The sequence below is a fragment of the Actinomycetospora sp. CA-053990 genome, from assembly GCF_050948445.1.
Lineage (GTDB): Bacteria > Actinomycetota > Actinomycetes > Mycobacteriales > Pseudonocardiaceae > Actinomycetospora > Actinomycetospora callitridis.
Map to the genome: position 1 here is coordinate 3,072,886 of NZ_CP192043.1, position 12,944 is coordinate 3,085,829.

Genomic DNA, 12,944 nt, shown 5'->3' on the forward strand with positions numbered 1-12,944 from the left:
GCGGCCCGGCGAATCGGGGTGCACCCTGAGCCCGACTCGGGGTCGGGAGGGGTGCACATGCGGGTCGTGGTGGTCGGCGCCGGGATCGTCGGGCTGTCGGCGGCGTACGCGCTGCGCGGCACGGGCGCGACGGTGCGCTGCGTCGATGCGGGCGAGCCGATGTCCGGGCGGTCGGCGGGGGACACCCGCATCTTCCGCACCGCGCACGGCGACGCCGCGCTGGTCGCCGAGGCCCGCCGCGCCGCGGAGCTGTGGGACGAGTGGTCGTTCCGGGCGGGCCGCACGTTCCTCGGCGCCGGGGGCACGATCGTCAGCGGGCCGCGGGTGCCTGCCTGGGCGGCGGCGATGGCGGAGGCCGGCGCGATCCACCGGGTCGTGCGCGGAGTCCTGCACGACGCGGCGGGCGGGGTGCTCGACCTCGCCGCGGCCGGGGCGTTTCTGTGCGCGGCCGTCGACCCGGAGCGCCGGGCCGTCGAGGCCGTGACGGCCGACGGGACCGTCCGGTACGCCGACGAGGGCAGCGACGCCGCGGACGCCGTCGTCGTCGCCGCGGGCGTCGGCACCCCCGCCCTGGTGGCGCCGCTGGGCATCGACGTGCCCGACGCGCTCGAGCACCACGCCCGCTTCGCCTTCGACGGGCCCGCCGACGGGCCCTGTCACCTCGACGGACGCCCCGACGGGCCGCTCGCGAGCACCTACCAGCACCGGACGAGCTCCCGGCACTGGGCCGTCGGCGGGCACCTGCCGGACGAGGACACGGCGTGGGAGCTCGGCGCCGACGAGGTCGCCCGCCGGTCCCGCGAGGCGGTCGTCGACCACGTCCGCCGGCACCTGCCCCGCCTCGACCCGAGACCGGTCGCGGAGCTGCGCTGCGTGTCCGGACGGGGCCTCGGTGACGGGGTGCACCGGGCCCGATCGGGGGCCGTGCACGCCGTCTGGGGTGACAATCTGGCCAAGCTCGCACCCCGGATCGGGGAGGTCCTCGCGGCCGACGTGTCCGGGGACACCCCGGTCGCCGCCGGTGGTCGAGATCACGGGCCGTAACCTGGAGAGGTCGAACTGTCTTCTCCGGCTGGAGTCCCTCGCGTGTCCGTCACCGCCCCCGAGCGTTCCGAGTCCACTTCGGGACGCGCCGACCTGCGCAACGTCGCGATCGTCGCGCACGTCGACCACGGCAAGACGACCCTGGTGGACGCCATGCTGCGTCAGTCCGGGGCGTTCGCCGCGCGCGCCGAGCTGGTCGACCGGGTCATGGACTCGGGCGACCTCGAGCGCGAGAAGGGCATCACGATCCTCGCGAAGAACACGGCGATCCACCGGGACGGCGTGACGATCAACGTGATCGACACCCCCGGCCACGCCGACTTCGGTGGCGAGGTCGAGCGCGGCCTGTCGATGGTCGACGGCGTGGTGCTCCTGGTCGACGCCAGCGAGGGCCCGCTGCCCCAGACGCGGTTCGTGCTGCGCAAGGCGCTCTCGGCGCACCTGCCGGTGATCCTGGTCGTCAACAAGACCGACCGCGCCGACGCGCGCTGCGCCGAGGTGGTCGACGAGTCCCTCGAGCTGCTGCTCGAGCTGGCCACCGACCTCGACCTCGACGACGACGTCGTCGCGCACCTGCTCGACCTGCCGGTGATCTACGCCAGCGCCCGCGCCGGCAAGGCCTCGACCCAGCGGCCCGTCGACGGCGAGGTCCCGGACTCCCCGGACCTCCAGCCGCTGTTCGACACGCTGATGACCGAGGTGCCAGCCCCGGCCGACGACCCGAACGGCGTCCTGCAGGCCCACGTCACCAACCTCGACGCCTCGGCCTACCTCGGCCGCATCGCGCTCTGCCGCGTGCGCTCCGGGCGCATCCGCCGTGGCCAGCAGGTCGGCTGGTGCCGCGAGAACGGCCAGGTCACCCGCGTGAAGGTCACCGAGCTTCTGCGCACCGAGGGCCTCGAGCGGGTCTCGGCCGAGTACGCCGACGCCGGCGACATCGTCGCGGTGGCCGGGATCTCCGAGGTGACCATCGGCGACACCCTCGCCGACCCGGACGACCCGCACCCGCTGCCGCGCATCACCGTCGACGAGCCCGCGATCGCGATGACCATCGGCACCAACACCTCGCCGATGGCCGGGCGGGACCCCAAGCCCGGCTCCAAGCTCACCGCACGCCTGGTGAAGAACCGGCTCGACTCCGAGCTCGTCGGCAACGTGTCGATGCGCGTGCTGCCCACCGAGCGCCCCGACACCTGGGAGGTGCAGGGCCGCGGCGAGCTGGCCCTGGCCATCCTCGTCGAGCAGATGCGCCGCGAGGGCTTCGAGCTCACCGTCGGCAAGCCCGAGGTCGTCACCAAGGAGGTCGACGGCAAGGTCCACGAGCCGTTCGAGCGCCTCTCGGTCGACGTCCCGGACGAGCACCTCGGCGCCGTCACCCAGCTGCTCGCGGCCCGCAAGGGCGAGCTGCTCGAGATGCAGCACTCGGCGTCGTCACAGAACGTCCGCATGGAGTTCCGCGTGCCGTCGCGGGGCCTCATCGGCTTCCGCACCGAGTTTCTCACCGAGACCCGGGGCACGGGCATCGCGAACCAGCTCTTCGACGGCTACGGCCCCTGGGTCGGCGAGCTGCGCGCCCGCATCTCCGGCTCGCTGATCGCCGACCGCCCGGGTGCGGTCACCGGCCACGCCGTCGGCCTGCTCGCGGACCGCGGCGACCTCTTCGTCGGCCCGACCACCACGGTCTACGCCGGCATGGTGATCGGCGAGAACTCCCGGTCCGAGGACATGGAGGTCAACATCGTCCGCGAGAAGAAGCTGACCAACATGCGTCAGTCCTCGCAGGACGTCCTCGAGCGCCTCACCCCGCCGCGCATCCTGTCCCTCGAGCAGGCCCTGGAGTTCTGTTCCGAGGACGAGTGCGTCGAGGTCACCCCCGGCTCGGTGCGCATCCGCAAGGTCATCCTGGACTCGAACGAGCGGCACAAGGCCCGCAACCGCTCGAAGATGGGTCTCGCGTAGCTCGTCACCAGAAGGTCGGGCGCTCGATCACCTGGGTCTCCGCCTCCATCTTCCTGACCTCGCGGTGGCGCCGGTAGCGCCGGATCAGCATGGTGATCACGAGCGCACCGAGCACGACGATCACGGCCGTCTCGAAGAACCCGGCGTAACGCTCCACGAGGTGCCAGCGCGAGCCGAGGGCGTAGCCGCCGCCGACGAAGACGGCGTTCCAGATCAGGCTGCCGAGCAGCGTGAGCGCCGTGAACTCGTACCACGGCATCCGGCGCTGACCCGCCGGGATTGAGACGAACGAGCGCACCCCGGGGATCATGCGGCCGACGAACACCGCGAGGCGCCCGTTGCGGTCGAACCATTGCTCGGCCTTGATCACGTCGCGCTCGTGCACCAGCGGCATCGTCGCGAGGGCGCGGCGCAGCCATGCGTCCGAGGCGAGCATGCCGATCAGGTAGAGCACGAGCGCACCGACGACCGAGCCTGCCGTGGTCCAGACGATCGCCGAGATCACCGAGAACTCGCCGCGCCCGGCGGCGAAGCCTGCGAGCGGCAGCACGATCTCGCTCGGGATCGGCGGGAACAGGTTCTCCAGCGCGACGATCAGGCCGGCGCCGGGCGCGCCGAACGTCGCCATGAGGTCGGTCGCCCATCCGGCGAGGCCGGAGTCGGTCGGGGGAGTGGCGGCGAGCATGACCTCCCAACGTCCGGAGATGCCGCCGTTCTCCCGCCGCGGCGCGAGATCGCCTTTCCACCATTCTCGACCGATCTGACCATATTGTTGTGCACTCTGCGCAGCAGATGCTGCTCTTCTCGGGTGACTTGATCGCCACACGGGAATGGTCGCGAGTACTTTGCGTCAACATTTCCGCAGGTGGTGCTGGTCCACGGGGGTGGAGTGCGGTGGGTACAACGGTGGCGCGCGATGTCGCGGCGACGGGCATGGGATTCGACGGACCCGCGAACGCGGTCTGGGTGGCCGGTCCCGGGGGAGCCATCACGACGATCCGGCTGTTCGACGGGGCGGTGCGCAGGCGCGGAGGAGGCTTCGCCGACCCCGTGGCCGTCGGCGCCCTCGCGGACGGTCTGCGGGTCGTGGTGGCGGAGCGCGGGGGCGCGGTGTGGGTGGCACCGCGCGACCGCGTCGACCGCGCCGGCGCGCTCGCGCTGGCCACGATGCCCGGGCCGATTCTCGCGGCCGAGACGGACGGGATGCTCGTCCTGCTGCTCGTCGACCGGGGCGGGAGCGCCGACCTGATGTGTCTCGACCCGGACACCGGCGACGCCACCGTGATCGTCGCGGACCAGCCCGCCGCCCGGGCGATCGCGGTCGATCGTGAGCGCGGACGGACGGTCGTCCTGCAGGGCCCGCCCGACGGGGATCAGACGGTCGTTCTCGTCGACGGCGCGGGCGCCGTGGCCGCCCTGCCGCACGCGCTCACCGGGATCGTCACGGTGCTCGACGCCCCGCCCGGCACGGACGGCGTGCTCGCCGTCGACGACGCCGGTGGACTGCATCTGCTGGGCGTCGACGGCTCGGAGGTGACGGAGTCCGGCGCGGGCCCGGTGTCGTGCGCGGCCCGGTGGGGGTCGGCGATCCTGCTCGCCACGATCGGCGGGGAGCTCATCGCCCGGGAGTGGGGGCTCGACGAGGGTGACCTGCCGATGACGCCGGCGCTCGCGCTCCTGGCAGTCGGCGGGTGGACACGGCTACGAGTGGACCTCGGAGGTCGGGCTCTCGACGACGTCGACTTCGCCGTGGTGGAGGGCCCGGACGGAGGCTCGGTCTCCGCGGGACGGGAACCTCGGGCGGATGACGGGACCGACGGCATCGTCGTGCTGGCCGGGATGCGAACGGGGGAGTACCACGTCCAGGCACTCGAACGGTCGACCGGCGACGTCCTCGGCACCCACCGCTACCGGGTGACCGCCGGCTGGCCCGACGACGAGATCGGCCCGCCCGTCGTGCTCACGGGTCCGTCAACGCTGTTCAACTGGGGTGGTGCCGGGGCGACCCCGAACTACACCGAGGGTCAGGCGGCGCCGGGGACCTGGAAGGTCGCGGTCGTCCTGGCCAGCACCGCGGAGGGGTCCTTCACCCCTTCCGAGGTCACCGCGCTCACCGCGGAGTGGGACGAGCGGCTGCGCGGGCCGGCGGTGTCGGCCCGCACGTACTTCGAGGAGGTGTCCTATTTCGAGGCCGGAAGCCACGGCACGACGATCGAGCTGGCGGGGGACCGTGTGCTCGGGCCGGTGACCATCGAGGACGAGATCGGGCCGTTCTCCTTCCAGTACGGCTGGGGCACACTGTTCGAGCAGAGCACTCCCGGCGACCTGGACGACGGCTGGATCCACCGCGACGAGGCCCGCGACGTCCTGGGCACCTCGGTGAGCCGCTATCTCGACGGTGAACTCGACGGCGACGCGATCCTCCGAGGGGCCGACGCCGTGGTCCTCGTCGTACGCACGCCGATGCCGGACTCGCCGGTGCCCGTGGGCGACGGGACGTCCCTGCCCGCTCGGTACATCCACGCCATTGAGGACCCATTCGTCTACTGGGAGTGGAGCCCGATCGTCGGCGCGCATGCGCCACGGAAGATACCGACGGTCCTGATGCCGAGCGCCTTCCCCGGATACCTCGCGACGGACCCCCTCCACCCCTATCACCGTCCGGAGACGAACACCTTCGACCTCTGCCACGAGCTCGGACACACCCTCGGCCTCGACGACCTCTACGACGGCGGCTACGACATCCCGTCCGAGATCGCGCCCCGGTTGATCGGCGCCGGCGACCTGATGCACGCCAATGTCCGGGGCCCGCACCTGTCGGTCGCCAACCGCATGCGGCTCGGATGGTTGCCCCGCAGCTGGGTCCAGGTCTTCGACTTCCGTGTCAGCGACAGCGGCGGCGAGGTCACGCTGCACGCCATCGAGGCCCTGAACGCCGCCGGACCGCCCGGCACGGAGAAGGCGGCCGTCGAGATCCCGATCGACGACGGATGGAGCTACTTCTTCGAGTACCGCAGGCGACAGTCCGGTCAGGTCGGCGACCAGCACGTCAAGGAGTTCGACGAGGAGTTCCACCACCCGGCGCAGTCCCGTCTGGTGCTGGGCACGGATGTCCGGGTCCCGCCCCCGGGGACGAAGCCGCGTGACGAGCTGCCCTTCCTCGGCGGCGTGGCCCGCCCGCCGATCCTGCGGCTCCCGCTCGACGTCGACCGCGACGGACCAGGTCTGGAGACGGGGCAGAACTACCGCGACAGCGACGTCACCAACCCGGACCGGATGTACGACTTCGTCGCCACGGCGACCGCGGTGCCCGGGGCCGGTGGCGCCGACACGGCGACGATGACGATCGAGTACCTGGAGGCCAACCGACCTCAGCTGCTCATCCATCCCGCACCCGGACGGGGGGACTATCGGAGCAAGGACATCGAGCTCTTGCCAGCCGCCGACGACGTTGCGCCGCGCGTCACCGTGGGCGTCCCGAACACCATACGGGTCACGGTCTGGAACACCGGCACCCTCGACGCGACCGAGGTGCAGATCCGCGTCGGGTGGCTCCCGTTCACCACGACGGGGGGTGCGGTCGAGTGGCTCCCCGATCCGGACAAGTTCCCCGTCCCTAAGCGCATCTCGTCCAGCCAGCCCGGCTCGAACCAGGCGCTCGTCACCTGGGTGCCCGAGTCGGTCACCGATCCGGTCACCGGCGCGGAGGTCGATCACTACTGCGTCCAGGTCCAGGTCCTCGCCTACAAGGACCCGAGGGACGACACGAAGGAGATCGTGCTCGACGACAACTGGGCCCAGTCCAACTTCTCGACCAAGTGGCTGACCCACGGTTCACCCTCGGAGCGCTCCGCCACCGTCGTCACGGCGACCAACACGCGGTCCCGGCCGACGCGCTACCGGTTCGCACTCCATCAGAGCGGTGAGCTCTTCCGCGTGTACCTCGACGCCGCGTGGCGCCGGCTGAACAGCGGCGAGACCGCGTCCGTCGGGATGGCCTACGAATCGTTGGCCGGTGACCCCGTCCACGGGCCGGCCTTCGACAGCGTCGCTGCGGAGCACGTTCCGGTGAGCACGTTGTCCGTGTCGAGCTGGGCCGACCCGGGGCCGGGCACCCGGTGTCGCACGCCGCGCCCGCATTTCGGCGGCACCCTCACGCTGCATGCTGGGCGCCGGTGTTGGGTCTCGGAGGTCGTGCTGACCCCCGACGGGGTCCGAGCGACGTTCCGCTACGGCTCGCCCGAGGCTCCCGACCCCGTGGACGGCGGGGACGCCCGCCTGGTCGCCTGGTGGACCGGAGCGCCGAAGGACCAGTGGCGCTCCGCCGCCACGATCGGTGGAAGCGGTGAGGCGTACCTCCCGCTGTCGCGGGACCTGCGCACCCGGGTGGAGGTCGGCGATGAAGTCGTGTGCCTTGTCGCCCGGGTGGGCGACGTGCATTTCGCCGAGGTCGTCTCCCCGGTCACCCGCCTCTTCGAGGGCTGACCGGAGAGCGAGGACGGGCCGGCATCACCGCTCCTCCTGCGCGCGCCCCTCCTCGGCCCAGAGGGTGTGGAACGTGCCCTCGCGGTCGGTGCGCCGGTAGGTGTGGGCACCGAAGAAGTCGCGCTGGCCCTGGACGAGGGCCGCGGGCAGGCGCTCGGCGCGCAGCGCGTCGTAGTAGGACAGCGCCGTCGAGAACCCGGGCGCCGGGATGCCGAGCTGGGCCGCGACGGCCACCACGCGCCGCCAGGAGTCCTGCGCGCCCGCCAGCGCCTCGCGGAACGAGGAGTCGGTGAGCAGGGTGGGCAGCTCCGGGTCGCGCCGATAGGCGGCGGTGATCTCGTCGAGGAAGCGGGCCCGGATGATGCAGCCGCCGCGCCAGATCGAGGCGACCGCGCCCAGGTCGATCGACCAGTCGTACTCGGCGGCGCCGGCCTGGATCTGGTTGAAGCCCTGGGCGTAGGCGACGATCTTCGAGGCGTAGAGCGCCTGCTCGATGTCGTCGGCGAAGCCCTCGGCCGCCGCGCCCTCGAGCACCGCTCCGGACGTGCCGGGCAGGTCGCGGGCGGCGTCACGCAGGGAGCGGGCGCCCGAGAGCGAGCGCGCGAACACGGCCTCGGCGATGCCCGTGACCGGGACGCCGAGCTCCAGGGCGCCCTGGACGGTCCAGCGCCCGGTGCCCTTCTGCTCGGCCTCGTCGGCGACGACGTCGACGAACGGCTTGCCCGTGTCGGCGTCGACGTGCGAGAGCACCTCGGAGGTGATCTCCATGAGGTAGGAGTCGAGGCGCCCGGCGTTCCACGACCGGAACGTCTCGGCGATCGCCGCGGGGTCGAGACCCAGCCCCTTGCGCAGGAGGTCGTACGCCTCCGCGATGAGCTGCATGTCGGCGTACTCGATGCCGTTGTGGACCATCTTGACGAAGTGGCCCGCGCCGTCGGCGCCGATGTGGGTGCAGCAGGGCTCGCCGTCGACCTTCGCCGCGATGTCCTCGAGCAGCGGGCCCAGCGCGTCGTAGGCCTCCTTGGGCCCGCCGGGCATAATCGACGGCCCGTTGAGGGCGCCCTCCTCGCCGCCCGAGACACCCATGCCGACGAAGTTCAGGCCCAGCTCCCTCAGCGCCTTCTCGCGACGGCGGGTGTCGAGGAAGTGGGCGTTGCCGGCGTCGATGACGACGTCGCCCTGCTCGAGCAGCGGGGTGAACTCGTCGATGACGGCGTCGGTGGCCGCGCCCGCGGGCACCATCAGCACGATGCGGCGCGGGCGCTCGAGGGAGTCGACGAACTCCTGCGCCGACTCCGCGGCGACGAAGGTGCCCTCGTCGGAGAAGTGGTCGACCAGGTCCTTCGTCTTCTGATAGGTCCGGTTGTGCAGAGCCACGGCGTGCCCGTGACGGGCGAGGTTGCGGGCGAGGTTGCGCCCCATGGTGGCCAGTCCGCTGACGCCGATCTCGGCTTTCGCACTCACGCCGCACAGTGTGGCCCGTCGCCCCTGCCACAACACACCCGTTCGGATCACATCCTTTCGTGTCGCCCGCAGTTGAGCGGCCGACGACTTCTGCGGGGGGACGACGATGGCCGAGGGCCTGGCACGACTGCGGTACGCGAATCGCTGGATGATCGGCGCGCTGATCGGGGCACTGATGGCGACGGGCCTGTTGGCCGGGGCGGGGTCGGGGCAGGCGGCGCCCGCGCGCACCTGCGACCAGTTCGGGTCGTTCCCGCTGGCCGGCGCGATGTACGTCGCGCAGAACAACCGCTGGGGCGCGAGCACCGAGCAGTGCATCACCGCGGCGGGCAGCGGCGTCGGCTTCACCGTCGACACCGCCCGGCACACGAACACGACGGGCCCGGCGAGCTACCCGTCGATCTACCGCGGCTGCGTCTACGGCTACTGCACGGTGAAGAGCCCGTTCCCGCGCAAGGTCTCCGACCTCGGGAACCTGCGCTCGAGCTGGGTGACGTCGCGGCCGACCGGCGGCGGCACCCAGCAGTACAACACCGCCTACGACATCTGGTTCGACCCGATCGCCACCCAGGCGGGACGCAACACCGGCGCCGAGATGATGATCTGGCTGAACCGGACCTCGTGGGTGCAGCCGATCGGGACGAAGCGCTACGAGATCACGCTCGCCGGCGCCCGCTGGGAGGTCTGGTACGGCCGGATCGACCTGCCGGTGATCTCCTTCGTGCGCAAGACGCCCGTGACCTCGGTGTCGAACCTGCCGCTGACCGACTTCGTCCGCGAGGCCACCCGGGCCGGGGTGGTGAAGTCGAGCTGGTACCTCACCAGCGTCCAGGCCGGCTTCGAGCCCTGGACCGGGGGCACCGGGCTGCGGACCTCGTCGTTCTCGGTGACGCGCAACGGCGCCTGATCTTCACCTGACGGTCACGCCCCCGTCCGCCGGTCCTCCGCGGGCGGGGTCGCTCGCCGGGTGCGATGGCCGGGTGACGGAGTCGGGCGCCCGGAGGCGCTTCCGCGCGGCCTGCACGGCCGTCGTCGCCGTCCTGCCGCGGCGCCTGCGGAGGGTCGTCGCGCCGAGCATGGTCGGGTTCGCCGTCGTCAACGGGTTCACCTTCGCCGTCGACCTGCTGCTGCTCTCCCTGCTGGTCGACGGCCTGGGCCTCCCGCTGTGGGCGGGGATCACCGTCGCCTACGGCACGGCGTTCGCTCTGAGCTTCGTGCTCAACCGGTGGCTGAACTTCGAGCCGGAGCGTCCCGTCGGCACCCAGATCGGGCGCTACGTCGCGGTCGTCGCCGCGAACTACGCGGTGATCGTGCTCGGCGTGACCCACGGGCTGGCGGCCGCCGGCGCGCCCTACCCGCTCGCCCGGCTCGCGGCGGGGACGTGCGAGGCGGTGGTCATGTACGCCGCGATGCGCTGGTTCGTGTTCGCGAGGTGCGCTGCGCGCATGTGAGCACTTTCGCGTGCCATGGCCCGCGAAAGTGCTCACATGCCGGAGGCACCTACCCTGGAGCCGTGCTGTCCCGGATCGACCTGCGTACCTCCGTCCCCGGCCCCACCGAGCTGCGGGCGCTGCTCCCGCGGGCGGCGGTCGACGTCGACGCCGTCGTCGAGCGGGTCCGCCCGGTGATCGACGCGGTGCGTGAGCGCGGTGCCGAGGCGGCCCTCGAGTACGCCGAGCAGTTCGACCGGGTGCGCCCGGAGTCGGTTCGCGTGCCCCACGCCGCCCTCCGCGAGGCGCTCGACGCGACCGACCCCGAGGTCCGCGCCGCTCTCGAGACCTCGATCGAGCGGGCGCGCGCGGTCCACGCCGACCAGCGCCGCGTCGACACGACGACGCAGGTGGTGCCCGGCGGCACCGTCACCGAGCGGTGGGTGCCGGTGTCCCGCGTCGGGCTCTACGCGCCCGGCGGGCTCGCCGTCTACCCGTCGAGCGTCGTGATGAACGTCGTCCCGGCCCAGACCGCGGGCGTCGAGGGCCTCGTCGTCTGCTCGCCCCCGCAGGCCGAGTTCGGCGGGCGCCCGCACCCCCTGATCCTCGCCGCGGCCGCGCTGCTGGGCGTGGACGAGGTGTGGGCCGTGGGCGGCGCGCAGGCCGTCGCCCTGCTGGCCTACGGCGGCGTCGACACCGACGGGTCGCCGCTCGAGCCGGTCGACATGGTCACCGGCCCGGGCAACATCTACGTCACGGCGGCGAAGCGGGTGCTGCGCGGGCGCATCGGCATCGACTCCGAGGCCGGCACCACCGAGATCGCGATCCTCGCCGACGACACCGCCGACCCCGTGCACGTCGCCGCCGACCTCATCAGCCAGGCCGAGCACGACCCCGCCGCCGCGTCGGTGCTGGTGACGACGTCGCCCGCGCTCGCGGACGCCGTCGACGCCGAGCTCGACGCCCAGGTGGCCACCACCAAGCACACCGAGCGGATCACCACGGCCCTCGGCGGGCCCCAGTCCGGCACGATCCTGGTCGCCGACGTCGAGGACGGGCTCCGGGTGGTGGACGCCTACGCCGCCGAGCACCTGGAGATCCAGACCGGGGACGCGCGCGACGTGGCCGCCCGGGTGCGCAACGCCGGCGCGGTGTTCGTCGGGCCGCACAGCCCGGTCTCGCTCGGCGACTACTGCGCGGGCTCCAACCACGTGCTGCCGACCGGCGGCTGCGCCCGGCACTCCAGCGGTCTGTCGGTGCAGACGTTCCTGCGCGGCATCCACGTCGTCGACTACTCGGCCGACGCGCTGGCCGAGGTGGCCGACCGCGTCGTGGCCCTCGCCGACGCCGAGGACCTCCCCGCGCACGGCCAGGCCGTCACGGCGCGCTTCGGGCGCCGGAAGGACCGCTGAGTTGTCCGACGTGATCGGTGCCGGGGTCGGCCTCGACGACCTGCCGCTGCGCGACGACCTGCGCGGACGCAGCCCCTACGGCGCGCCGCAGCTCGAGGTCCCGGTCGCCCTCAACACCAACGAGAACCCGTTCCCGCCGCCGCCGGCCCTGGTGGAGAGCGTGGCCGTCGCCACCCGCGAGGCCGCCGCGACCCTCAACCGCTACCCCGACCGCGACCACACGGCCCTGCGCGCGGCGCTGGCCGCCTACCTCACGCGCGCCACCGGCGTCCGGCTCACCACCGAGAACCTCTGGGCGGCCAACGGCTCCAACGAGGTGCTCCAGCAGCTCCTGCAGGCCTTCGGAGGGCCGGGGCGCACGGCCCTGGGCTTCGAGCCGTCGTACTCGATGCACCCGATCCTCGCCGCCGGCACGCGCACCGAGTGGGTGCCCGCGCCTCGGCGCGACGACTTCTCGCTCGACGCGGACCAGGCGGTCGGCGTGATCGCGGAGAAGCAGCCCGACGTGCTGTTCGTGACGACGCCGAACAACCCCACGGGCCAGTCGGTGGAGCTCGACGAGCTGCGGGCCATCGCCGAGGCCGCCCCCGGGCTCGTCGTGGTCGACGAGGCGTACGTCGAGTTCTCGTCCGGTCCCTCGGCCGTCGAGCTGCTCGAGCCGCTGGGCCACAAGCTGGTGGTCAGCCGCACGATGTCCAAGGCGTTCGCCTTCGCCGGCGGCCGGCTGGGCTACCTCGCGGCCGCCCCGGCGGTGATCGAGGCGCTGATGCTCGTCCGGCTGCCCTACCACCTCTCGGCCCTGACCCAGGCCGCGGCGCTCGCGGCGCTGGAGCACGCCGACGACACCCTCGCGCTCGTCGCCACCCTGTCCCGCGAGCGCGACCGGATCGCGGCGGCGCTCACCGACCTCGGCGCGAGGGTCGTGCCGAGCACCGCGAACTTCCTGCTCTACGGCGGGTTCCCGTCCCGGCACGGCGACGCCCACGCGGCCTGGCAGGCCTACCTCGACGCCGGCGTCCTCGTCCGCGACGTCGGCATCCCGGGGATGCTGCGGGTCACGGTGGGGACGCCGGAGGAGAACGACCGGTTCCTCGAGGTCAGCGCGGACGTCCTGCGCGCCTGATCCGGGGCTCTCCAGAACGATCTCTCG

The 12,944-nt window shown here is 72.7% G+C and carries 9 protein-coding genes; 7 read left to right on the forward strand and 2 right to left on the reverse strand.

Going from position 1 to position 12,944, the window contains the following annotated elements:
* Positions 1 to 57 precede the first annotated feature (57 nt).
* Both ACQPYN_RS15850 and typA read left to right on the forward strand, forming a co-directional pair.
* On the forward strand, positions 58 to 1,044 hold the full coding sequence (locus ACQPYN_RS15850; protein ID WP_433038489.1) for an FAD-dependent oxidoreductase: 987 nt from the start codon (positions 58 to 60) through the stop codon (positions 1,042 to 1,044).
* 42 nt (positions 1,045 to 1,086) lie between these two features.
* Entirely contained in the window at positions 1,087 to 3,003 is a 1,917-nt protein-coding gene (gene typA, locus ACQPYN_RS15855) for a translational GTPase TypA (protein ID WP_433038491.1), read from the forward strand.
* Between the two features lie 4 nt (positions 3,004 to 3,007).
* On the opposite strand, the gene ACQPYN_RS15860 is transcribed toward typA, so the two are convergent.
* Positions 3,008 to 3,829 carry a DedA family protein gene (locus ACQPYN_RS15860; protein WP_433038493.1) on the reverse strand — a complete coding sequence of 274 codons (822 nt, stop codon included), beginning with the start codon at positions 3,827 to 3,829 and terminating at the stop codon, positions 3,008 to 3,010.
* A gap of 80 nt (positions 3,830 to 3,909) precedes the next feature.
* Here ACQPYN_RS15860 and ACQPYN_RS15865 point away from each other — a divergent pair, with 80 nt between their 5' ends.
* Positions 3,910 to 7,488: a hypothetical protein gene (locus ACQPYN_RS15865; protein ID WP_433038495.1), complete on the forward strand. Its 3,579-nt coding sequence runs from the start codon at positions 3,910 to 3,912 to the stop codon at positions 7,486 to 7,488.
* Positions 7,489 to 7,512: 24 nt separating this feature from the next.
* Here ACQPYN_RS15865 and gndA read toward each other — a convergent pair whose 3' ends face one another.
* Positions 7,513 to 8,952, reverse strand: coding sequence for an NADP-dependent phosphogluconate dehydrogenase (gene gndA / locus ACQPYN_RS15870; protein ID WP_433038497.1), 1,440 nt, complete (start codon positions 8,950 to 8,952; stop codon positions 7,513 to 7,515).
* 106 nt (positions 8,953 to 9,058) lie between these two features.
* On the opposite strand from gndA, the gene ACQPYN_RS15875 reads away from it, so the two are divergent.
* The 4 genes from ACQPYN_RS15875 (at position 9,059) to ACQPYN_RS15890 (ending at position 12,917) form a co-directional block, all read left to right on the forward strand.
* The gene (locus ACQPYN_RS15875) at positions 9,059 to 9,859 is read left to right on the forward strand and encodes a GH12 family glycosyl hydrolase domain-containing protein (RefSeq protein WP_433038499.1); all 801 of its coding nucleotides are present in this window, start codon (positions 9,059 to 9,061) and stop codon (positions 9,857 to 9,859) included.
* 73 nt (positions 9,860 to 9,932) lie between these two features.
* The gene (locus ACQPYN_RS15880) at positions 9,933 to 10,403 is read left to right on the forward strand and encodes a GtrA family protein (RefSeq protein ID WP_433038501.1); all 471 of its coding nucleotides are present in this window, start codon (positions 9,933 to 9,935) and stop codon (positions 10,401 to 10,403) included.
* Positions 10,404 to 10,465: 62 nt separating this feature from the next.
* Entirely contained in the window at positions 10,466 to 11,794 is a 1,329-nt protein-coding gene (gene hisD, locus ACQPYN_RS15885) for a histidinol dehydrogenase (RefSeq protein WP_433038503.1), read from the forward strand.
* 1 nt (position 11,795) lies between these two features.
* Positions 11,796 to 12,917 carry a histidinol-phosphate transaminase gene (locus ACQPYN_RS15890; RefSeq protein ID WP_433038505.1) on the forward strand — a complete coding sequence of 374 codons (1,122 nt, stop codon included), beginning with the start codon at positions 11,796 to 11,798 and terminating at the stop codon, positions 12,915 to 12,917.
* The last annotated feature ends 27 nt before the right edge of the window (positions 12,918 to 12,944 follow it).